The 20,704-nt window shown below is 64.8% G+C and carries 20 protein-coding genes and 1 tRNA gene; 4 read left to right on the top strand and 17 right to left on the bottom strand.

Going from position 1 to position 20,704, the window contains the following annotated elements; translation table 11 throughout:
• The 12 genes from LQ144_RS20920 to LQ144_RS20865 form a co-directional block, all read right to left on the bottom strand.
• Positions 1 to 1,360, bottom strand: a 1,360-nt coding sequence (locus LQ144_RS20920; RefSeq protein WP_230121122.1) for a WYL domain-containing protein, incomplete at its 3' end; no start/stop codon positions are given.
• 148 nt (positions 1,361 to 1,508) lie between these two features.
• On the bottom strand, positions 1,509 to 1,904 hold the full coding sequence (locus LQ144_RS20915; RefSeq protein WP_230121115.1) for an FKBP-type peptidyl-prolyl cis-trans isomerase: 396 nt from the start codon (positions 1,902 to 1,904) through the stop codon (positions 1,509 to 1,511).
• A gap of 41 nt (positions 1,905 to 1,945) precedes the next feature.
• Positions 1,946 to 2,875 carry an FKBP-type peptidyl-prolyl cis-trans isomerase gene (locus tag LQ144_RS20910; RefSeq protein WP_230121113.1) on the bottom strand — a complete coding sequence of 310 codons (930 nt, stop codon included), beginning with the start codon at positions 2,873 to 2,875 and terminating at the stop codon, positions 1,946 to 1,948.
• 113 nt (positions 2,876 to 2,988) lie between these two features.
• Positions 2,989 to 4,353, bottom strand: a complete 1,365-nt coding sequence (gene pafA, locus LQ144_RS20905; protein ID WP_230121112.1) for a Pup--protein ligase — start codon at positions 4,351 to 4,353, stop codon at positions 2,989 to 2,991.
• Between the two features lies 1 nt (position 4,354).
• On the bottom strand, positions 4,355 to 5,062 hold the full coding sequence (gene prcA, locus LQ144_RS20900) for a proteasome subunit alpha (RefSeq protein ID WP_230121105.1): 708 nt from the start codon (positions 5,060 to 5,062) through the stop codon (positions 4,355 to 4,357).
• A 1-nt stretch (position 5,063) separates the two neighbouring features.
• Positions 5,064 to 5,885 (bottom strand): proteasome subunit beta, encoded by an 822-nt coding sequence (gene prcB / locus LQ144_RS20895; protein ID WP_230121096.1) that lies wholly within the window; start codon positions 5,883 to 5,885, stop codon positions 5,064 to 5,066.
• A 75-nt stretch (positions 5,886 to 5,960) separates the two neighbouring features.
• Positions 5,961 to 6,161 carry a ubiquitin-like protein Pup gene (locus LQ144_RS20890; RefSeq protein ID WP_215052505.1) on the bottom strand — a complete coding sequence of 67 codons (201 nt, stop codon included), beginning with the start codon at positions 6,159 to 6,161 and terminating at the stop codon, positions 5,961 to 5,963.
• A gap of 85 nt (positions 6,162 to 6,246) precedes the next feature.
• Positions 6,247 to 7,920, bottom strand: a complete 1,674-nt coding sequence (dop, locus tag LQ144_RS20885) for a depupylase/deamidase Dop (protein ID WP_290369799.1) — start codon at positions 7,918 to 7,920, stop codon at positions 6,247 to 6,249.
• Positions 7,917 to 9,668 (bottom strand): proteasome ATPase, encoded by a 1,752-nt coding sequence (gene arc, locus LQ144_RS20880; RefSeq protein ID WP_230121090.1) that lies wholly within the window; start codon positions 9,666 to 9,668, stop codon positions 7,917 to 7,919. Before arc ends, dop begins: the two co-directional genes overlap by 4 nt.
• A gap of 82 nt (positions 9,669 to 9,750) precedes the next feature.
• Complete coding sequence (locus LQ144_RS20875) at positions 9,751 to 10,839, bottom strand: tRNA (adenine-N1)-methyltransferase (protein ID WP_230121088.1); 1,089 nt, start codon at positions 10,837 to 10,839, stop codon at positions 9,751 to 9,753.
• A gap of 101 nt (positions 10,840 to 10,940) precedes the next feature.
• Complete coding sequence (locus tag LQ144_RS20870; RefSeq protein ID WP_230121086.1) at positions 10,941 to 12,131, bottom strand: site-2 protease family protein; 1,191 nt, start codon at positions 12,129 to 12,131, stop codon at positions 10,941 to 10,943.
• A 13-nt stretch (positions 12,132 to 12,144) separates the two neighbouring features.
• Positions 12,145 to 12,873 carry an HAD family phosphatase gene (locus LQ144_RS20865; RefSeq protein WP_230121084.1) on the bottom strand — a complete coding sequence of 243 codons (729 nt, stop codon included), beginning with the start codon at positions 12,871 to 12,873 and terminating at the stop codon, positions 12,145 to 12,147.
• Between the two features lie 172 nt (positions 12,874 to 13,045).
• Between LQ144_RS20865 and LQ144_RS20860 the strand changes: the two genes are divergently transcribed.
• Entirely contained in the window at positions 13,046 to 13,951 is a 906-nt protein-coding gene (locus tag LQ144_RS20860) for a PAC2 family protein (RefSeq protein ID WP_230121082.1), read from the top strand.
• Between the two features lie 23 nt (positions 13,952 to 13,974).
• Here LQ144_RS20860 and mshC read toward each other — a convergent pair whose 3' ends face one another.
• Both mshC and LQ144_RS20850 read right to left on the bottom strand, forming a co-directional pair.
• Positions 13,975 to 15,252 (bottom strand): cysteine--1-D-myo-inosityl 2-amino-2-deoxy-alpha-D-glucopyranoside ligase, encoded by a 1,278-nt coding sequence (mshC, locus tag LQ144_RS20855; protein ID WP_230121081.1) that lies wholly within the window; start codon positions 15,250 to 15,252, stop codon positions 13,975 to 13,977.
• A 15-nt stretch (positions 15,253 to 15,267) separates the two neighbouring features.
• On the bottom strand, positions 15,268 to 16,101 hold the full coding sequence (locus LQ144_RS20850) for an undecaprenyl-diphosphate phosphatase (RefSeq protein ID WP_230121079.1): 834 nt from the start codon (positions 16,099 to 16,101) through the stop codon (positions 15,268 to 15,270).
• A 50-nt stretch (positions 16,102 to 16,151) separates the two neighbouring features.
• On the opposite strand from LQ144_RS20850, the gene LQ144_RS20845 reads away from it, so the two are divergent.
• Entirely contained in the window at positions 16,152 to 17,090 is a 939-nt protein-coding gene (locus tag LQ144_RS20845) for an aldo/keto reductase (protein ID WP_230121077.1), read from the top strand.
• Positions 17,091 to 17,150: 60 nt separating this feature from the next.
• Here the strand turns inward: LQ144_RS20845 and LQ144_RS20840 are convergent, their stop codons facing one another.
• Positions 17,151 to 17,417, bottom strand: a complete 267-nt coding sequence (locus tag LQ144_RS20840; RefSeq protein WP_230121075.1) for a hypothetical protein — start codon at positions 17,415 to 17,417, stop codon at positions 17,151 to 17,153.
• A 39-nt stretch (positions 17,418 to 17,456) separates the two neighbouring features.
• Here LQ144_RS20840 and LQ144_RS20835 point away from each other — a divergent pair, with 39 nt between their 5' ends.
• Complete coding sequence (locus LQ144_RS20835; protein WP_230121073.1) at positions 17,457 to 17,690, top strand: DUF5703 family protein; 234 nt, start codon at positions 17,457 to 17,459, stop codon at positions 17,688 to 17,690.
• A 49-nt stretch (positions 17,691 to 17,739) separates the two neighbouring features.
• Here the strand turns inward: LQ144_RS20835 and LQ144_RS20830 are convergent, their stop codons facing one another.
• On the bottom strand, positions 17,740 to 18,900 hold the full coding sequence (locus tag LQ144_RS20830) for an acyl-CoA dehydrogenase family protein (protein WP_230121071.1): 1,161 nt from the start codon (positions 18,898 to 18,900) through the stop codon (positions 17,740 to 17,742).
• A gap of 8 nt (positions 18,901 to 18,908) precedes the next feature.
• The gene (locus LQ144_RS20825; RefSeq protein ID WP_230121069.1) at positions 18,909 to 20,213 is read right to left on the bottom strand and encodes a M20/M25/M40 family metallo-hydrolase; all 1,305 of its coding nucleotides are present in this window, start codon (positions 20,211 to 20,213) and stop codon (positions 18,909 to 18,911) included.
• Between the two features lie 193 nt (positions 20,214 to 20,406).
• On the opposite strand from LQ144_RS20825, the gene LQ144_RS20820 reads away from it, so the two are divergent.
• Positions 20,407 to 20,489: transfer RNA gene (locus LQ144_RS20820), tRNA-Leu, on the top strand.
• The last annotated feature ends 215 nt before the right edge of the window (positions 20,490 to 20,704 follow it).

The following is a 20,704-nucleotide window of genomic DNA, read 5'->3' as shown; positions in this document are numbered from 1 at the left end:
GGGCACTCCCTTCGGCGAGCTCGGGCAAGCCGTTGAGGGTCTCGAGCCCCGTCAGCAGGGCGCAGGCCTCGTCCACCGTGAAGCGGACCGGCCGGTTCAGTTCCAGCGACTGGGTGATGAAGACGTGGTCGTCCTCCCATTGGATGTCGAGCAGCTCGTCGGGATATCCCTGCGGAAGTCCAGAGCAGATGAGGATCAGCAGATCGCTTTCGAGTTCCTTGCGGGTAATGCCGAACTTGTCCGCCACGTCCTGGATATGGAGTCCCTGGTTGTGCACGAGGAACGGCACCAGTTGGAGCATGCGCGCCAGCTGGTCTTCGGAGGTGCGTTTGCGGGCGCGCTTTCCGGGGCCCGCGTCGGAGAATGTGTAGGACGGCAGGGGTGCCGCAAGGAACGCGGCGGCGCCTGCCAGGCGACGCTGCACTGCGGCGGCGAGCTCTTCGGGTGCCACGACCTTGGCGTTGGGGCCGTAGGAGGCCAGTTCCTCACCCAGCAGTTCAGCGTCACGGTAGGGAACCGCCAGCCGGTCCCACCCGCCGTTGGGCGTTCCTTCTGGCGGGCCGACGGCGGCGGCCCGCTTCCGCAGCCCCAGCAGGCGGTCTTCGCGGACATCCACGACGGCGGACTGGAGCGGCAGTTCCGGGAGGCTATCAAGTTCGGCGCGGACGTTGAAGCCGGCCGGAGGCGTAAAGGTCTCCTTCGCCAGCACCGACACCGCCGAGGTGAATCGCGAGAGCCGGAAGTACCGCTGCGCGCCACGGACCCGGTCAAAGCCCACGAGGTACCACTGGCCGAACCGGCTGCCGAGCCCCCAGGGCTCGACCACCCGCTCTTCCTCCCTGCCGGTGCTGCCGGCGAGGTAGCGGAACCGGACGGCGTGCTGGGTGTGCATCGCGGCAATCAGGTCCTCGAACGCCTGGCCTGCGGGCTTGATGCGGGGCTGCACGCCGGCAGGCAGCTCGACGTCTGCCAGGCCACCCGACGCTTGGAGCTTGCGCATGGCATTCGTGGCGGCAGGGCCGAGGGCTGCCTGCTCCCAGAGCTGGGAGGCCAGCAGAAGAACCGTCCATTCGTCGGGCGTGAGTTTCACGTCAGGCAACCGGTTCGACTCCTTGCCGATGCGGTACCGCGTGGTGGCGGGATCGTCCGAGCTCCAGCCGTGGTCCGTGACCGTTTCGACGTCGAACCCGAAGTCCCGCAGGTCGTTCTTGTCCCGCTCGAACATCCGGCCAAAGGCTGCGTCGGTGGCCGCTCCGACGTGGTAGATCGTCTCCCGCAGCTCGCTGCGGCGCAGCCCGTACTTGGAGTTCAGGAGGGCGATCAGGAGGTTCAGCAGGCGTTCAGTACGTATGGCGGACACTCTCGCTAGGTTACTAAAGCTGTCCCGGGAAAAAAGCGAAAGCGCGGCAACGATTCGGAATTTGCTTCCGATTGTTACCGCGCCTTCGGCTGCGCACCATCCCGGCATCTGATGGAGACGCCGGGGTGGTGCAAGAACAGCTGCTGGGTTAGCGGACGCCCACGAGGTCCACAACGAAGATCAGGGCCTCGTTCGGGCCGATGGCTCCGCCGGCACCGCGCGAGCCGTAAGCGAGCTCCGAGGGGATCTCGAGCCGGCGGCGGCCGCCGACCTTCATGCCGAGAAGGCCCTGGTCCCAGCCCTGAATGACCTGGCCGACGCCCACGCGGAAGTCCAGGGGCGCGCCCCGGCCCCACGATGCGTCGAACTCTTCACCGGTGGACCAGGCCACACCGACGTAGTGGGTGGAGACGGTGTCCCCGGCCTTCGCCTGAGGACCGTCACCCTCGATGAGGTCCGTGATGACCAGATCGGTGGGAACCGGGCCTTCAGGGAAATCAATTTCCGGCTTCTGGCGGTCGAGGTCTCGCTGACCAAATGACATGGTTGCTCCTTCTGCTTGGTAGGGGAACTGCTGTGGAGGACTTATTTGACGCCGAGGATGTCAACGACGAACACGAGGTCGCCCTTGGCATCGCCCTGGCCCGCGTCGCCGTAGGCGAGATCCTTCGGGATGACGAGCAGAACGCGGGAGCCCACGGTCTTGCCGGCAAGTCCCTGGGTCCAGCCCTTGATGACATTGCTCAACGGGAAGGAGGCCTTCTCCTTGCGGTCGAAGCTCGAATCAAACTTCTTGCCGCTCGCCAGTGCAACGCCCACGTAGTTCACGGTCAGCGTGTCCGTGGCCTTAACCTCGGCACCCTTGCCCTTGATCAGGTCCTGGGCGATGAGCTTCTTGGGTGCGGCGACGCCCTTGACGTTGAGCTCGGGCACGCCGTCCTTTTCCGTGACGGCCGGCAGGCCTGCCGGCGGAGTAACGGTGTCGCCCTCGGGCTTGTCCAGCACCTTGGGCGCGTCCTTGGCCGACAGCACCTTGATGATGAGGAGCTGAGACGGCTGGGCCGCGGCGCCCTGTGAGGCGGCCTGTGCCGGAGCGGCCAAGGCAAGGTGGGAACCGATCTTCGCGCCCACAAAAGCGTTGTAAATGATGGGGCTCTTGGTCTTGAAGTCGTCGCTCAGCTCGATGGCCTGCGGTTCCTTGGCGAAAGTGTCATCCAGGGTGGATCCGTCTTTGCCGTTCAGCGCCAGGACGGAGACCTCAGCGATCTGATTGGCCTTGACCCGCTCCCCGCTGCCTTCGGTGACGACCTTGACGGTGGGCTCGGTGACATCGAGGGGCTTGGTGAATTCGACCTTCGGAGCTTTCTTGTCTCCGTTTTCCGTCAGCTTGAGGGAGTCCAGCTTGGCGGTCTCACCCGCGGACTGGCTGGTCGGTTCCGGGGCTGCAGGCTGTCCGCCGCCGCAGGCGGTCAGCAGAAGCAGTCCGGGAATGAGAATTGCTAGTAGTCGGCGCACGTAAGAACTTTCGTCGGGGCAAGATGGATGCTGAGCCGGGCGCGGAGTGCCAGCGGCAAAGCAGTCGGGGCCGAAAAACAGCCTCTTTCCAGAGTAACGCCTGAAGCTGGGTATCAGCCCATGGAGTCCAGGAGGGCATCCACGCGCTCATCAACGCTGCGGAACGGATCCTTGCACAGGATGGTCTGGTGGGCGCGGTCGTTGAGCTTCAGATGCACCCAGTCCACCGTGTAGTCGCGTCCCAGCTCCTGCGCCCGGCGGACGAAGTCGCCGCGCAGCTTTGCCCTCGTCGTTTGCGGCGGTGCATCCACCGCGTCCTTGATGGCCGTGTCCTCGGTGACCCGCCGGACCGCCCCGCGTGCCTGGAGGAGATAGTAGAGGCCGCGGGTGCGCGAAATGTCGTGATAGGTAAGGTCCAGCTGCGCGATGCGCGGGGCATCAAGTCCCAGGCCGTGGCGGTTCCGGTAACCGTCCATGAGCTTCTTCTTGATGGCCCAGTCGATTTCGGTGTCGATGGTGCTCGTGTCGCCGCTTTCAATGGCCTGCAGGGTCCTCCCCCACAGGTCCAGGATCCGCGGGACGTGCGGGTTGTGCGCGCCGTGTTCCTGAACGAAGGCCGTGACCTTGTTCAGGTACTCCTGCTGGATTTCCAGCGCAGTGAGCTGGCGCCCGTTGGCGAGCCGGACCAGGGCGCGGCCGCTCAAGTCATGGGAAATTTCGCGGATGCTGCGGATCGGATTTTCCATCCGCATGTCACGCATGATGACGCCGGCTTCGATCATCCTCAGGATGAGGTCGACCGTGCCGACCTTGAGCAGCGCCGTGGTTTCCGACATGTTGGAGTCGCCGACTATGACGTGGAGCCTGCGGTAGAACTCGGCGTCCGCATGCGGTTCGTCGCGGGTGTTGATGATCGGCCGGGACCTCGTGGTGGCGGAGGAAACACCCTCCCAGATGTGATCGGCGCGCTGGGAGAAGGCGTAGGTCGCGCCGTGCGGCGTCTTGAGGATCTTCCCGGCCCCGGCAATGAGCTGGCGGGTGACGAGGAACGGGATGAGGATTTCCGCGAGGCGAGTGAATTCACCCCGGCGGGGAATCAGGTAGTTCTCGTGGCTGCCGTAGGAGTTGCCTGCGGAGTCGGTGTTGTTCTTGAAGAGGTAGACCGTCCCGTTGAAGCCTTCCGCGGCGAGCCTGGACTGGGCTTCGTCCACGAGGTCATCAAGAATGAGTTCCCCGGCACGGTCGTGGGCGATCAGCTGTGCGAGGTCGTCGCATTCGGCGGTGGCGTATTCCGGGTGCGATCCCACGTCCAGGTAGAGGCGCGAACCATTGGTCAGGAAGACGTTGGATGACCGTCCCCAGCTCACGACCTTGCGGAACAGGTACCGTGCCACTTCCTCCGGGGCCAGCGGGCGGGAGTCGGGGCTCGAATACGAAATGCCGAATTCGGTCTCAATACCGAAGATCCTCTTGTCCATCTCAGCTCTCCTCAGCCAGCAGTTCCATGACGTCGGCGTCGGACAGCCTCCGGAACGCCCGCCGGGTCCCCCTGCTGCTTTCCGACCCCCTGTCCAGTAACGCAACTTCCAGTGCCTTGGCCGGAAGGTCGGGTGACTCGTTGTCCGTGACAAGCCCCTGGACGGCGAGCCGGATCGCGGCGGCGAAGGAAAGGTCGCGCTGCCACCCCGTCTCGACAGCCCCGGAGACTTTATCGGCCTGGCCGCCCATCACGATGAAGCCCTGCTCATCCGCGATCGAGCCGTCAAAGGTGAGCCGGTACAGATGGTCCCGGTCCTGGGACGCCCCGACCTCGGCAACGGCAAGTTCCACCTCAAAGGGCTTCTGCTCAGCCGTGAAGACAGCGCCCAGGCTCTGTGCGTAGACACTGGCCAGCCCCCGCGCGGTGACGTCCTCGCGGTCATAGGAATAGCCGCGGACATCCGCGTAGCGCACTCCGGCCTGCCGGAGGCTTTCAAACTCGTTGTATTTGCCCACTGCGGCGAAGGCGATTTTGTCGTAGATCTCGCCGATCTTGTGGAGCGAGGGAGAGGGGTTCTCAGCCACAAGGGCAATGCCGTCCTCGCAGCTCACGACCACCACGGACCGGCCCCGGGCGATGCCTTTCCGTGCGAAGTCCGCACGGTCCTTCATCAGCTGCTCGGGCGATACATAGAACTGCTGGGTCATGTCAGGCCTCCCGCCGGGCAGCTGCCCGGGCCTCGATGATAGTGCCGGCGACGGCGGCGAGTTCGCGCTCGGCAACGCGCCGGGCTCCGGCACGGTTGACCGTGTATACCACCGGCCAGAGCTGCCGGACAGGGTCCGGGCCGCCCGTGGCGGAATCGTCGTCGGCTGCGTCATAGAGGGACTCGATGGCAACGGAGACTGCTTCGTCCTCGGCGAGGTTGGGTCGCCAGAGTTTTTTAAGTGCACCGCGGGCGAACATGGACCCGGAACCGACGGCATGGTGCTCCTGTTCCTCGTACCGGCCGCCCGTGACGTCATAGGAGAACAACCGGCCCATCTGGGCCGCGGTGTCGAAGCCGGCAAATAACGGGACCACCGCGAGTCCCTGCATGGCCATCGCCAGATTTCCGCGGATCATCGCACCGAGCCTGTTGGCTTTGCCGTCCAGGCTCAGCAGCGTCCCCTCAATCTTTTCGTAGTGTTCCAGCTCAACCTGAAACAGCCGCGTGAGGTCGATGGCGATGCCCGCCGTCCCGGCGATGCCGAGCACTGAATACTGGTCCGCCGGGAAGACCTTTTCTATGTGGCGGCTGGCAATGATGTTGCCCATGGTCGCACGGCGGTCACCGGCCATGACGACGCCGCCGGCGTACGTCATGGCGACGATTGTGGTGGCATGTGGCACCTGCAGCGGCTGGCCGGCGGTCTCGCTGACCAGGAACGGCCTGTTGTAAGGAAGCAGTTCCGGACGGTCGCGTTGGAGATGCTCAGTGAACGACGACGTCGCGTTTGCGGCTACCTTGTTGGCTGTTGTCTCCTGCACTGGTGCACTCCTTCAACGTGTAATTCAGCGGTACCTCAGGCTTCCGTGCCCGGTGCGGGTTGGGGCGCTGCCGGGTTACTGTCCGCCCTTTTGCACGAATGCCCGGACGAACTCCTCGGCGTTGGATTCCAGTACGCCGTCGATTTCGTCCAGGAGGTCGTCAACACCCTGCGTGGATGCGGATGCCTGTCCCTCCGCCGGTGCGGGCGGCACGGGGACCTCTTCCTCGACCTCGCTGTCGCGTGGCTGCGGCTGCTGCTGCTCCTGCCCTGCCATGTTCATCTCCTTCTCGCAGTCCCGCCATCTCCGGCGGGACATCCTGTATGCCCATATTGCCACGCGAAGCGGCTCTTCGGGGGGTTTATGCCGGCGGCGGAGCAGGTGCCGATCCAAGCAGTTCTGCAAGGAACGGTCCGGCCTCGCGGTGCCGGGCAAACAAGGCTCCCGTCAGGGCCTTTGTGCCGCGAAGCGGCTCCCTCGTCGGGACGCGCTGGAGCCTTCCGTAACCGGGAACATCGAAGATGACCGAATCCCAGCTGGCGCCCACCACGTCCCTGCTGAAGCTGCTGACGCAGCGTCCGCGGAAGTATGCCCTCGTGTCCGACGGCGGTTCGGTCACCGCGGCGGCGATGTCGGCGTCGTTAACTATTCGCTGCATGCGCTCCCGCGCCAGCAGGCGGTAGTACAGGCCCTTTTCGGGCCGGATATCCGCCCACTGCAAGTCCACCAGGCCGAGGCGGGCATCGTCCCAGTCGAGGCCGTCCCGTTGCCGGTAACCCTCGAGGATGGACAGCTTGGCCAGCCACTCGACGGAGTTGGCCGCGGCGGAGCGGTCACTATCCAGCTGGGTCAGCGTGGCGGCCCACTGGTCCAGCACGGCATGGGTATGTCCGTCGCCATCCACCGCATCTGCCACGCCGGTGTCCTGGGCGAGCTTGGCGGCGGCCTCGTGGTACATCCATTGGAGGTCCAGCGCCGTGACACGCCGCCCGTCCACGAGCCTGATTTTCGCTGTCAGGGATGTGTCGTGGCTGACGGTCTGCAGCGCAGCGACGGGTTCGTGGACTTCAATCCGCGGGGCCAGTCCGGCCTCGATGAGGCTCAGGACCATGGCCGTGGTTCCGAACTTGAGGTAGTTGGAGGCCTGGCTGAGGTTAGCGTCGCCAATGATCACGTGGAGACGGCGGTACTTGTCGGCAGTTGCGTGCGGCTCGTCACGGGTGTTGATGATGGGGCGGCGGATGGTGGTTTCCAGGCCCACCTCAGCCTCGAAGAAGTCCGCACGCTGGCTGATCTGGTAGCCGGGTCGGGAGCTGTCCTGCCCGATCCCCACCCGGCCGGAGCCGCAGATGATCTGGCGTGTCACGAAGAACGGCGTCAGTCCCTTCACGATGTCGCTGAAGGGGACCGAGCGCGGCATGAGGTAGTTCTCGTGGGAACCATAAGAGACGGACTTGTTGTCGGTGTTGTTCTTGTAAAGATTGATTGGCGGGAGCTCAGGGTCACCGGCCAGCCGCCGGACCGCGGACAGCGCCACGAGGTCGCCAGCCGCGTCCCAGGCCACGGCGCCGGCCGGGTTGGTCACTTCCGGGCTGGAATATTCCGGATGCGCATGGTCCACGTACAGCCGGGCACCGTTGCCAAGGACCATGTTCATCAGGAGGGAACCGGATTCGTCCTCACCATCCAGGTCCAGCTCGTCCCGGCCGTAGGCCAGGGCCACGGCCTCCGCATCCAGCACCGGGGGCTGGTCCGTCAGCTGGCTCGGGTGGGCCTGTCCCCGTTCCAGCGTCCAGCCGCGGGCGTCGTGAAGGGGCTCCTCATCCGTGTAGTCCCACCGGGTCTCGGCGCCGCCTGCAGCGCGCAGCCGGGTGACCTGGGCATAGGCCTGCACCACCCGGGCGGACATCATGGTGGCGTTTGCCCCGGGTGCCGAGGGCGCATGGATGCCGTATTCGGTTTCCGACCCCATCACGCGCATGGCGCCGCCCGGGGGCAGGGCTCCCCCGGGTGATGCCTCGGAACCGGCCGTCACAGGTACTGGCCCGTGTTGGGCATGGTCTCGATGGACTTGCCTGGCTCCTGCCCCGCCTTGCCCTGGACGATGGTGCGGATGTAGGTGATGCGTTCGCCCTTCTTACCGGAGATGCGGGCCCAGTCATCGGGGTTGGTGGTATTCGGCATGTCCTCATGCTCCCGGAACTCGTCGACCACTGCCCTCAGCAGGTGATCGATCCGAAGGCCCTTCTGCTGCGTCATCAGAAGGTCCTTGATCGCATACTTCTTGGCGCGGTCAACGACGTTCTGCACCACCGCTCCCGAGTTAAAGTCCTTGAAGTACAGCATCTCCGTGTCACCGTTGGCGTAGGTGACCTCGAGGTACTCGTTGGACTTCTCGGTGGAGTACATGGCTTCCACGGTGCGCTGGATCATGGCGTCGACGGTCGCCTCGACGTCGCCGTCATGCTCGGCGAGGTCGTCCTCATGGAACGGCAGGTCCGTGGTGATGTACTTGTTGAAGATGTCGGCCGCTGCTTCTGCGTCAGGCCGCTGGATCTTGACCTTCACATCCAGGCGCCCCGGCCGAAGGATGGCGGGGTCGATCATGTCTTCCCGGTTCGAGGCACCGATGACAATGACGTTGTCCAGGCGCTCCACACCGTCGATCTCGCTCAGCAGCTGCGGCACGATGGTGGTCTCGACGTCCGAGGAGATACCGGTGCCGCGTGTCCGGAACAGGGAGTCCATCTCGTCGAAGAACACCACCACAGGGCTGCCGTCCGAGGCCTTTTCACGGGCGCGGGAAAAGATCAGCCGGATGTGGCGCTCGGTTTCGCCGACGTACTTGTCGAGGAGTTCCGGTCCCTTGATGTTAAGGAAGTAGCTCTTCAGGTCAATGTTGCCGGACCGCTCGGCCGCCCTGGCAGCCAGGGAGTTGGCCACGGCTTTGGCTATGAGGGTCTTGCCGCAGCCGGGAGGGCCATAGAGCAGGATGCCCTTGGGCGCCTTCAGGCCGTGCTCGCGGTAAAGGTCCGGATGCAGGAACGGCAGCTCGATGGCGTCCCGGATCTGTTCGATCTGGGGGCCAAGGCCGCCGATGTCCTCATAGGTGATGTCAGGGACTTCCTCGAGGACGAGGTTCTCCACCTCGGACCGCGGGACTTTTTCGAGGGCGTAGCCGGTCCGGGAATCGATGGACAGGGCGTCGCCCACCCGCAGCTTCTCGGCGAGGAGCGGCCCGGCCAGCCGGATGACGCGTTCCTCGTCTGCCCGGCCCAGGACGAGGGCGCGGTCCGGGCCCAGCATTTCCTTGAGCGTCACGAGTTCGCCGGCGCGCTCGTACCCGAGGCCGGCCACCACGAGCAGCGCCTCGTTAAGGAGGACCTCCTGGCCCACCGCAAGCTGGTTCATGTTGACGAGCGGGCTGACGCCCACCCGCATCTTCCGTCCGGCGTTGAAGATGTCCACCGATTCCTCGGTTGCGGCCTGTCCGCTGCTGCCGGACGTCGGCTGGCGCCGCGGGTTCAGCTGGAGGATGGTGCCGAAGCTGTACGGCGGCTGGCCCTCCTGGTCGAGGGCATTCTTCAGCCGAAGGATCTCGGACTTGGCCGTTTCCAGCATCGCCACGAGCTTGGAGTTGTTCTGCGTGGCAGCTGCCAGCTGACGGTCGATGTGCCGTAGCTTGTCCCGAAGGATATTGACCTGCCGGTCTGCAACAGACAGCTCATTGGCCGCTGCCTGCTCGGCCGGCGTAGGTACAGAGTCATTGTTCGGCGTCTCCATGATGCATCAGCCCCTTCCTGCGCTTCTGTTAAGACCATAGCCCCAAGTTGGCGAGTACTGCTGGAGACATCCGAAATACGGACTAGTTTGTGATCTCCGGATCGTCTTTGACGTTGGTGCCCGCGATCGCGTCGCGTGCAGCCCGCCGCAGCTTCTTGTCCGAGACCAGGCGCTCCCCCACAGCTCCGGGGGTCCAGGCGTTGACATCGTCCTCGTTGAAGTCGGTCTTGGACGGGCGTCGCTTCACGGAGATCCCGGTGACGCCGTCGGCCAGTCGCCGGGTGACCAGCAGGAAGCCGGTGTGGGCCACCATCCGGTGGTCGGGGCGGACGGCGAGGCCTTCAAGGTGCCAGCCGCGGACCATGGATTCCCACGCGTCCGGCTCGGTGAAGCGGCCATCGGCGCGGATGGCCTCGGCCGTCCGCGAGAGCTGGGTGACGGTGGCGACGTAGTTGATCCAGACACCGCCGGGCGCAAGGACAGTGGCCACGGCATCGAGGCATTCCCAGGGAGCGAGCATGTCCAGCACCACGCGGTCGATGGAACCGGGTTCTTCGCTGCGGACCACTTCCTCCTGGAAGTCGCCCAGCGAGATCTTCCAGGCCGGGTGCTGTCCGCCGAAAATGGTCTCGACGTTGCCGCGGGCGATCGCAGCGAATTCCTCGCGGCGTTCGAACGAGTGCAGGTATCCCTGGTCTCCCACCGCACGGAGGAGCGAGATGGAAAGCGCACCGGATCCCACGCCGGCTTCCACCACCCTCGCCCCGGGGAAGATGTCCGCCATGGTGACAATCTGGCCGGCATCCTTCGGGTAAACCACTGCCGCGCCGCGGGGCATGGACAGGACGAAGTCGGAGAGGAGGGGCCGGAGGGTCTGGTACTGCTGGCCCACGTTGTTGACGACGACCGATCCGTCCACCTGGCCGATGATGTCGTCGTGGTTGAGGAAGCCGCGGTGCGTGTGGAACGCTCCGCCGGATTCGAGGCTGATGGTATTCATGCGGCCGCGCTCGTCAGTCAGTTGCACACGCTCGCCCTCGCGGAAGGGTCCCCGCCGCCGGGCAGCGCCGACCGGCTGGTCCGCCGTACCTGCCGCCGTTTCCGTCCCCGTGCCGGGTACCGTGGCGGAAGGGGCCGCGCTGGACCCGTTGGCGGCAAGTTCGCTGCTCATGACTATTCCTCGCTCCTGTAAAGCTGTGTCGCCGTGCTCCATGGCGGCCCGGGCAGGCTGCTCTGTGGCTCGGCTGCCGATTTCACGACCGGCACGTAACTCTACCGGCTCTGGCCCTGTGGGCGCCTGTTTTCGCGGGGCGCCTTGCCTGTAACGGCCGTCACCACGGTGGACTGCCGCAGGATGCCGGTCACGCGCCCGTTGTGGTCAATAACTGCGTAGTCATGGCCGTCCAGCTGTGAGAGGTACTGGATCAGTTCCTGGCCCTTGGACCACTCCGGCACGTACGCGCCCGCCCCGAGGGCGTAGGCAACTGCGGTGGCTGGAGTTGTTGCGGCCACCGCTGCCGGGACGGCTGCCAGGGCAGCGTAGTCCACGAGGCTGCTGGGCCTGCCGTCGGGAGCACACAGCACGACGCCGTTGCGGCCGCCCGCTGTCAGGTCCAGGACGTCCGCCACGGTTGCCGATTCCGGAAGTCCGACGGCGGGTTCGGCCAGCGCCGCTGCGCTCACCAAATGGAGGCGGCTGCGCAGGCGGCCCTGCTGGATGGATGCCGACGCGCCCATCCAGAGGAATCCGCCGACGAGGACAGTGATCAGCAGGTTGCTGGTGTCCGGCGTGTCTCCGCGGAGAACGGGAAGCGCAAGAAACCACACTCCCAAGGCGATGACAATGATGCGCCCGCCCCACCCGGCGGCGATGGTGCCCTTCGCGTGGCTGCCGGTGGCTTTCCAGACAGCGGACTCGACAAGCCGGCCGCCGTCGAGTGGCAGGCCGGGCAGGACGTTGAAAATGCCGATCACCAGGTTGGCCCAGAAGAAGATGTTGGTCAGGATGTCTGCTACGCCGGCCAGGTTGGCTGTGGATATCAGCAGCCAGGCCGCCCCGGCAAGCACAAAATTGGCGGCCGGACCCGCAAGCGCCACGAGAACCGACCGCCCGGGGGTGGCCGTGAAGCTTTCGAACTGCGTGTGGCCGCCCCAGAGGTTGAGGACAATCTTCTCGCTGGGCCAGCCATAGATTTTTGCGGTCAGGGCGTGGGCCAGTTCGTGGACCAGGACCGAGATGAGGAGCAATAGCGCGTACGCGAAGGCGACGTAGTAGGCCGCGGCGCCGAGAGCCGGGTTGTTGTGCTGCAGCACAGGGCCGTATACGACGACGGTGAAGGCGGCGATGATGAACCACGAATACGCAAGGATGACGGGAATGCCCGCAATCTTGCCCAGGCGTATGCCCTCGCGGCGGCTGCCGCTGTCCTGCGGGGCGGGGCCGGTTGAAGCGGGGTCGGACACGTGCGCTACTCCTTTAATTGACGCTTTCCAGCGTTGATGCGGCCTTGGCCAATCCATGCCTGAGGGCGACGAGGCCCTGGAGGTCGGTGACTCCCCGGTTTTCCAGCGAGTCCCACGTGGCCCGGCGCGGATCGGCGGGCAGCGGCACGATGTGCGGAATGGCAACGGTCATCGCTCCGGAGGCGAGGGCGGCGGCTACACCCGGGGCTGAGTCCTCCAACGCCACACAATGGTCCACGGTGAGTTCCAAGTCGTCCTGCCTGAGCAGTTCCACGGCCTTGAGGTAAGCCTCGGGGTCCGGCTTGCCCTTAGTGACGGTATCGCCGGTGACCAGGAACTCGAAGTACGGCCGTGGCAGGCTGGCCACGATTTCCCGGGCAAGCGGCGCTTCTGACATGGTCACAAGGGCACAACGCACACCCGCGCTGAAAAGTTCGTCGAGCAGTTCACGCGCTCCGGGGCGCCACGGGACATTCTGCCGCACCCGGCTGATGACCTGCGCGGTCAGGGTATCGATGATTTCCCGAATTTCGAGGCTGACGCCGGCCTTCTGGAGAACGCCGGCAGAAAATACCAAGGATTGGCCCACGAGCTGCATGGCCTGCTCGTGGGACCACCTTCCGCCGTGCGCAGCCACGAGCTCGTGCTCGGCCTCAATCCAATACGGTTCGGTGTCGACTATGGTGCCGTCCATGTCCCATAAAACGGCTTTGAGCAGGGGCTGGTCGGCTGAGGATCGCATGCCTTCCAGTCTACGGGCCCCATGTGGCAGCGCCCTTCCAAGCGGTGGCGCCTACGCCCAAGGCGAATATTGCGGGAATGTGGCAGGGCGGCCGGCCTTATTCCCCGGTCCGGACCGGATGTGGGCGGTTCATTCACTGCATCGGGAACAGTCTTGGAAGTAGGGTGAAGGGATGAATAGCTTCGACGGAGATACCACCGAACCGGGTACAGCGCCCGAGCCGGAGCAGCTGCTGCAGCCAGTTCCGGAGGGACAGCGCATTACAGTGATGCTTGCCGCCTTCGAAGGCTGGAATGACGCCGGGGAAGCGGCCAGCGACGCATTGCGATATCTCAACAAGCTGTGGGCCGGGAAAAAGGTCGGTTCCATTGACGCCGACGAATATTACGACTTCCAGTTCACCAGGCCCACAGTACGGCGAACGGCCTCCGGGGAACGCAAGATCAAGTGGCCGTCCACGCGCATTTACAAGGCCAGTGCACCCGAAACCAATGTTGACGTGATTTTCGTCCAGGGAACCGAGCCGTCCTATAAGTGGCGTGCCTACACGGCCGAGCTGCTGGTCCACGCCGAGGCCCTCCACGTGGACTACGTGGTGCTGGTGGGTGCCCTGCTGGCGGACGTGCCGCACAGCCGTCCTATCCCGGTCAGTACTTCGACCGACGACGCTGCCTTGCGCGAACGGCTGAACCTGGAGGCCTCCCAGTACGAGGGGCCGGTGGGCATCGTGGGGGTGCTGTCCGAGGTGGCATTGCTCGCGGGAATTCCCACGGTGTCTCTGTGGGCGGCCGTACCGCATTACGTGGCCCAGGCGCCCTCGCCCAAGGCGCAGTTGGCCCTGCTGCACCGCGTCGAGGAACTGCTGCAGGTTCCGCTGGACACCCACGAGCTGGCCGAGGAGTCCGACGCCTGGGAACGCGGCGTCAACGAATTGGCAACGGACGACCCGGAAATCGCCGCCTACGTGAGGCAGCTTGAAGAGGCCAAGGACACCGCCGACCTTCCCGAGGCCAGCGGTGAGTCCATCGCCAGGGAGTTCGAGCGCTACCTGAAAAGGAGGGGCAAGGACAAGCCGTAAAGCCCGCCGCTACGGGCAGATTTTTACAGTTCGATGCCGAGCAGCGCGTCGACGGCGTCGCTCACTAGGGCGCGGTCGGCCGCGGACCTGTTCACGCCGCCGGCCAGCGCCCGTTCGGCCCAGCGGTCGACCGCGGCCAGCGCCGTGGGAGCGTCAAGGTCGGCGGCCAGTGCCGCACGCATTTCCTCCAGAAGAGTCGCGGCCGAGCCGTCCGGTGCCACGGCCAGCGCTGTGCGCCAGCGTTCAAGCCGTTCCTTGGCATCCGAGAAGCCATCCTCGGTCCAGGACCAGTCTGAGCGGTAGTGGTGGGCAAGGATGGCCAGCCGGATGGCGGCAGGTTCCTCCCCCGCGGCCCGCATCTTGGACACCAGGACAAGGTTGCCCTTGGATTTGCTCATTTTTTCGCCGTCCAGCCCCACCATCCCGGCATGGGCAAAATGCTTCGCCAAGGGCACGCCCGAGAGCGAATAGGCGTGGCCTGCCCCCATTTCGTGGTGCGGGAAGACGAGGTCGGAGCCGCCGCCCTGCACCGTGAAGGGTGCCGGCAGGTACTCCTGGGCAATGACTGTGCATTCGATATGCCAGCCGGGGCGTCCTTGGCCAAGCTCGCCGCCGGCCCAGCTGGGCTCGCCGTCACGGGCCACCCGCCATAGCAGCGGGTCAAGCGCCTGGCGTTTGCCGGCGCGCCCGGGATCTCCGCCGCGTTCGGCGAACAGTTCAAGCATTTCAGACTCAGGCAGGCCGGAGACGGCTCCGAGTGTCCAGGCGCCGACGTCGACGGCGTGCTTGCCGGCGGCCTCGACGTCATAGTAGACGTCCCCGTCGGGCTCACCGGGTGTGCTTTTGACGCGGTAGGCCAGGCCCAGGTGCAGGAGCCGCTCGATGGCCGGGACGATCAGCGGCATGGCTTCGACAGCACCCACGTAGTGGTCGGGTGCCAGGACGTTGAGGGCTTCCATGTCAGTCTGGAAGAGCTCGATTTGGCTGGCCGCCAGCTCGCGCCAGTCGACGCCGGTGGCGGCCGCGCGTTCCAGCAGGGGGTCGTCCACATCCGTGACGTTCTGGACGTAGGACACCTGCTGCCCGCCGTCCCGCCAGGCGCGGTTCAGCAGGTCAAAAGCGACGTAGCTGGCTGCGTGCCCCATATGGGTGGCGTCATACGGGGTGATTCCGCAGACGTACATTGACTGCTCACCGTTGGCCTGGAGGGTGACGAACCCGCCCGCGGCTGTGTCAAACAGGCGGAGGGCAGGCATTTTGCCCGGCAGCTCAGGAACGGGGCGGGATATCCAGGACTTCACAGCCCAAGCCTAGTGCTAGGCGCTGATGACATTGAAACCGAGCAGCAGGTAGAGGGCCAGGCCCAGGAAGATCCGGTACCAGACAAAGAGCCGGTAGCTGCGGGTTGAAATGAACTTCAGGAACCAGCCGATGATGACGTATCCCACAACGAAGGCAATGACCGTGGCCAGGGCTGTCTCGGGCAGACCGAACGGCCCGCTCACCCCGTCCTTGGCCACGACTTTGAAAAGCTGGTAGAGGCCGCTGCCGAAGACCGCCGGAATGGCCAACAGGAATGAGTATCTGGCGGCGGCTTCCCGGGTGTAACCCATCAGGAGACCCGCAGTGATGGTGCCTCCGGAGCGGGACACCCCCGGGATAAGGGCCATGGCCTGGGCGAGACCATAGAGAATGCCGTGCCGGTACGTCAGTCCGGTCAGGTCCCGGTCCTGCTTGCCGATGGCGTCTGCCACGGCGAGGATCAGGCCGAAGACGATCAGTGTGGTGGCCACGATCCACAGGCTGCGAAGGACTGATTCGATCTGGTCCTGGAACAGGAGGCCCAGGACAATGATGGGCAGGCTGCCCAGGATCACAAGCCAGCCCATTCGGGCGTCGGGGTCCTGGCGCGAGACCCGTCCCCTTAGCGAGCCGAACCAGGCCTTGACGATGCGGACGATGTCCCGCCAGAAGTAGACAATCACGGCGGTTTCGGTACCCAGCTGTGTGATCGCCGTGAAGGCGGCGCCGGGGTCCGCCGCATTTGGCAGAAAGGAGCCCACAATTTTGAGGTGGGCGCTCGATGAAATCGGGAGGAATTCGGTCAGTCCCTGCACAAGACCCAGCAGGGCCGCTTCAAACCAGTTCACGCTAAGACCCTACGTCATGACACCGGTGGTTTCCCCGTAAGCTTGCTGCTATGCAGCAGCGTTACGTCGGCAATAGTGGGCTTCGTGCCTCCGCCCTGTCCCTCGGCACCATGTCATGGTCCCGTGAAACTGATGAGCAGGACGCTTCCGAACTGTTGCGGACGTTCGTGGACGGCGGCGGCACGTTGGTGGACACGGCGGCTTCATACGCCGACGGTCAGGCAGAGGCCATGCTGGGGGAAATGCTCGGCGACGTCGTCTCCCGCACGGAAGTGGTGATCTCCACCAAAGCGGGACTATCGGCGTCGGACGGACGGCAGAAAGTGGACGCCTCGCGGAACGCGATGCTGTCCGCCCTGGACGCGAGCCTCGTCCGGCTGGGGACCGACTATGTCGACATCTGGTTCGCCCAGGCGTGGGACCACAATGTTCCCCTGGACGAGACCCTCTCTGCCCTTGAGTTTGCGGTCCGCAGCGGACGCGCACGCTACGCCGGGATCTCCAACTACAACGGCTGGCAGACAGCGAAGGCTGCTGCCGTCGCCGGATTCCCGCTCGTGGCCGGCCAGTCGGAATACTCGCTCCTCCGCCGCAAGCCCGAGGAGGAGATCATCCCAGCCGTCGAGGATGCAGGGCTGGGACTCATGGCGTGGGCTCCCCTTGGCCGCGGTGTCCTCACCGGCAAATATCGCGGGCATGTTCCAGCCGACTCGCGGGCTGCCGGAACCCGCCTTGCCACGTACGTGGAACCCTATTTGGAGCAGCCTGCGGCGCAGGTTGTCGAGGCGGTTGCCATGGCGGCGCGCGGACTGGGCCGGTCCCCGTTGGATGTGGCGTTGAGCTGGCTGCTGTCACAGCACGGTGTGGCCACCGCGGTCGTGGGACCCCGAACGCCCGTGCAGCTTAAAGAGATCCTGGATTCGCAGTTAACGCCCCTGCCGGCGGAAATTGCCCGCGCACTCGAGGACGTCTCAAGCAGTTCCGTCTAGATCAGCAGTTCCGTCTTGATCAGTTGGTCCGGCGAGGCCGGGGTCCCCTCCCCCACCGATTCACTCGTCGACGATCTCCAGATCCTCGTCATCGTCCACTTCGCTGTCTTCGTCTTCGTCTTCCTCGTCGTCGAAAACCTGGAGCGGCGTGACTTCGTTGTAGGCCTCGTACAGCGCGTCCTCGTAGACTTCAAAGGCATCAGCAACTGCAAAAAATGCCGCTTCCACCGCAGGGTCGCCATCCCCCCTTCGCGTTGAAGCTGCAACCATATGTTCTTCCAAGGCGGAGGTCAGGGACTGAAGCGCGACACGCGGATCGATGCTCATGACTTCACGTTAGCGGGAAAAGGACGAAAATGGAGAGCAATGAAGGAACATTTTCTGACCAGCTCGGTCCTGCGGGAACGGGACTACGTGAGGCAGTACGAGTACCTGGTACTGACGCTCAGTCCTGACGATTCACTGCCCGAAGCGCGCCGGCGTCTGGTGGAACACTCCGAATACGGCAAGTGGGAACTGGAGCGGAGCCGACTCTATGTGGGCGGTGGCCGCCGCTTCTGGCTGCGCCGCCGCGTCACGCAGGTTCAGAGGACTGTTTAGGTCCGGCACGCTCCCGGCCGGGGCGCAGTTTCACTGCGCCCCGAACTCCCTACTCCTCGAGCGGGCCCAGCCAGGCGTTGGCAACGGTGTTGTGCGCCGACTCGTCGTCCGACGGATGGAACATTCCGGCCAGGACGTCGCGGTAGAGCCGTTCGAGCTCCGTTCCCCTGAAGTAGCTTGAGCCGCCCGAGACCCGGATCGCCAGATCCACGACCGTCCGGGCGGTCTCCGTTGCGCGGACCTTGAGCCCCACGAGCTTCGGGAACCACTGGCTTCCGTGATCCACCAGCTGATCCACGTCCCTGGCCACCTGTGCAAGTTGAGGATAGAGCGCGTCCATTGCCATGGCTGCTTCAGCGACCTTCCACCGGATGTCGGGGTCCTGGGCGTAGCTCCGGCCGCCATTCTTGAACGACGTCCGGCGCCTGGCCGCCTCGACGCCCAGGATCAGGGCCCGCTCGCCGATGCCTGTGTACACCGCGCCAAGGAGCGTTTCAAAGCACGCGAAAATGGCAAAGATCAGCGGATCCGCATTCGGCCCCACCGGCAGCTTCCTGAAGATACGGTCTGCCGGCACCGTGGCACCGCGCAATATGGTCGTATTGGACTGGCTGGCGCGCATCCCCAAGGTGTTCCAGTCGTCGAGGATCTCATAACCGGAGGCAGTGCGGTCAATGAATCCGTGCACCAGCTCGCCATCGCCGCTCCGTGCAGAGGTGTCCTTGCCGAAGATTCCCAGCCGGGTCCAGGCCGGCGAGAGGCTAGTGAAGATCTTGGTTCCCGTGAACGAATAGCTGCCGCCAGTGAGCGGCTTCGCCTCCGTGAGGGAGTCAAAGAGGACGGAGTCGTTGCCGGCTTCGGAGTTTCCAAAGGCGAAAATCTCGCCGGCGGCAGCTTCCTTCAGCACAAAGTCCAGCGAGGTGTCACCGCGGTCCGCCAGGACCCTGGCCACTCCGGTCCAGACCAAATGCATGTTCACGGCCAGCGCGGTGGCGGGGGCCGCCGTCGCCAGCCGCCGCTGGCAGCCCGCGACGGCTTCGAGACCAAACCCGGGTCCGCCGTCGGAAGCCGGAACGAAAACCTTCAGGTAGCCGGCGGCAGTGAGTTCCTCGAGATCTTCGAAGAAGAACTCATTCCTTTCGTCATAGCCTGCCGCCCTCCCCCGGATCCGTTCAAGCAGGGAGTCCGGCAGCAGCTGTTCGGGACCCATGCGAATCCTCAGTAGCTGGTGAGCAGCGTGTTCAGGACCCGTGCGCCGAATTTGAGCGAATCCACCGGGACCCGTTCGTCCACGCCGTGGAACATGCCCGTAAAATCCAGGTCGTCCGGGAGCAGCAGCGGGGCGAAGCCATATCCAGTGATCCCCAACCGGCTAAGCGACTTGTTGTCGGTGCCGCCCGAGAGCGTGTACGGCAGGACCTTCGCGCCAGGGTCTTCGGAGTGCAGGGCGTCGATCATGGAATCCACAAGGTTGCCGGAGAACGGCACCTCCAGCGACACATCGTTGTGCACGTAACTGACCTCCACACCGGATCCGGCCAATTCGCGGACCATCTCCAACACCTGCTCCTCCTGGCCCGGAAGCGTCCTGCAATCAACCAGCGCCTCGGCGGACTCGGGAATGACGTTGTGCTTGTAGCCGCCCCTGAGCTGGGTGGGGTTGGTGGTGTTCTGCAGGGTGGCTCCCACGAAGCGGGCAACGGTTCCCAGCTCCTTGAGGAGCTTGTCCGGATCGTCAGGATCGAATTCGACGCCGGTGAGTTCCGTCACGCCGTCGAGGAACTGCCTGGTGGTGGGCGTCAGTTCAACCGGCCACTTGTGCTCACCGATCCGCGAAACGGCGCTGGCCAGCCGCGTCACGGCGTTGTCCGTGTTGATCTGGGACCCGTGGCCGGCGCGGCCGTGGGCAACCAGCCGCAGCCAGGAAAGTCCTTTCTCAGCGGTCTGCAGCAGGTAGGTGCGCTGCCCGCCGATGGTTGCGGAGAAACCGCCGACCTCGGAGATCGCTTCCGTTGCACCCTCGAAAAGCTCGGGGCGTTTTTCGACGGCATGCCGCGCGCCGTAAGTGCCGCCCGCCTCCTCGTCCGCGAAGAAGGCGAAGATCAGGTCCCGTTTCGGCTTGCGCCCGGTGCGCGCGAAGTCCCGCATGACGGACAGGATCATCGCGTCCATGTCCTTCATGTCCACGGCGCCACGGCCCCAAATCAGCCCGTCCTTGAGTTCGCCGCCGAACGGATCCACGGACCACTGCTCCTTCAGGGCCGGCACGACGTCCAGGTGACCGTGCACCACGAGGGCGCTTGCGGACGGGTCCTCCCCTGCCAGACGGGTGACCACGTTGGCCCGGCCCGGCTCGGATTCGAAGATTTCGACGTCGAGTCCCACTTCCGAGATCAACCCCGCCGTGTACTCGGCTGCTGCGCGTTCGCCCGGCCCGGAACCGTCCCCGAAGTTGGACGTATCGATACGGATGAGCTCCTGGCAGATGTTGACGACTTCATCCTCGGGCCGGATGTGAGACATTGATCACTCCTATTGCATAGCGAATGCGGTTTCGGCGCGCAATGGCGGGGTTTATGCCGCCGGCACGCGTACGTTCAGCCTACCCACTCGGCCCGATTCCATCTTTCCGCAAAGTTCGTGTTAGAGTTTTTCTCGCTGCTTCGGAGAGAAGCGAAACGCCGAAAGGCGAGTCGGAACCTCCGAATTACCACCTGCGCGGGTGGCGGAATGGCAGACGCGCTAGCTTGAGGTGCTAGTCCTCGAAAGGGGGTGGGGGTTCAAGTCCCCCTCCGCGCACAAGGGAAAACCCCTGGAATCCAAGGATTCCAGGGGTTTTTTTGTTGCCTCCACCCACACGGACCATGTTTGCGGGGCGTATGGCCCGGCTTGCGCGCACACGACGCTTCTAACCAGCGCCAATCGGGAGCTGGGCCGCAGCTCACACCTGTTCAAGGGTGAACAAAGACGGCACTGTGACTCGGTGTGTCCCCCAGCTATCTGGGGGGGGGGGG

It is taken from the genome of Arthrobacter sp. Bi83, from assembly GCF_918698095.1.
In the GTDB taxonomy this organism is placed as follows: Bacteria; Actinomycetota; Actinomycetes; order Actinomycetales; family Micrococcaceae; genus Arthrobacter.
Note: the sequence above shows the minus strand (reverse complement) of the source record. Positions and strands in the feature narration are given on the sequence as shown.

What these genes read in the sequence shown, in the direction of transcription:
- prcA (WP_230121105.1), bottom strand. Translation starts at nt 5,062, where the DNA reads ATGACCCAGCAGTTCTATGTATCGCCCGAGCAGCTGATGAAGGACCGT.
- LQ144_RS20890 (WP_215052505.1), bottom strand. Translation starts at nt 6,161, where the DNA reads ATGGCAGGGCAGGAGCAGCAGCAGCCGCAGCCACGCGACAGCGAGGTC.
- LQ144_RS20845 (WP_230121077.1), top strand. Translation starts at nt 16,152, where the DNA reads ATGCAGCAGCGTTACGTCGGCAATAGTGGGCTTCGTGCCTCCGCCCTG.
- LQ144_RS20835 (WP_230121073.1), top strand. Translation starts at nt 17,457, where the DNA reads ATGAAGGAACATTTTCTGACCAGCTCGGTCCTGCGGGAACGGGACTAC.
- LQ144_RS20830 (WP_230121071.1), bottom strand. Translation starts at nt 18,900, where the DNA reads ATGGGTCCCGAACAGCTGCTGCCGGACTCCCTGCTTGAACGGATCCGG.
- LQ144_RS20915 (WP_230121115.1), bottom strand. Translation starts at nt 1,904, where the DNA reads ATGTCATTTGGTCAGCGAGACCTCGACCGCCAGAAGCCGGAAATTGAT.
- arc (WP_230121090.1), bottom strand. Translation starts at nt 9,668, where the DNA reads ATGGAGACGCCGAACAATGACTCTGTACCTACGCCGGCCGAGCAGGCA.
- LQ144_RS20860 (WP_230121082.1), top strand. Translation starts at nt 13,046, where the DNA reads ATGAATAGCTTCGACGGAGATACCACCGAACCGGGTACAGCGCCCGAG.
- LQ144_RS20840 (WP_230121075.1), bottom strand. Translation starts at nt 17,417, where the DNA reads ATGAGCATCGATCCGCGTGTCGCGCTTCAGTCCCTGACCTCCGCCTTG.
- pafA (WP_230121112.1), bottom strand. Translation starts at nt 4,353, where the DNA reads ATGGACAAGAGGATCTTCGGTATTGAGACCGAATTCGGCATTTCGTAT.
- LQ144_RS20825 (WP_230121069.1), bottom strand. Translation starts at nt 20,213, where the DNA reads ATGTCTCACATCCGGCCCGAGGATGAAGTCGTCAACATCTGCCAGGAG.
- LQ144_RS20875 (WP_230121088.1), bottom strand. Translation starts at nt 10,839, where the DNA reads ATGAGCAGCGAACTTGCCGCCAACGGGTCCAGCGCGGCCCCTTCCGCC.
- LQ144_RS20865 (WP_230121084.1), bottom strand. Translation starts at nt 12,873, where the DNA reads ATGCGATCCTCAGCCGACCAGCCCCTGCTCAAAGCCGTTTTATGGGAC.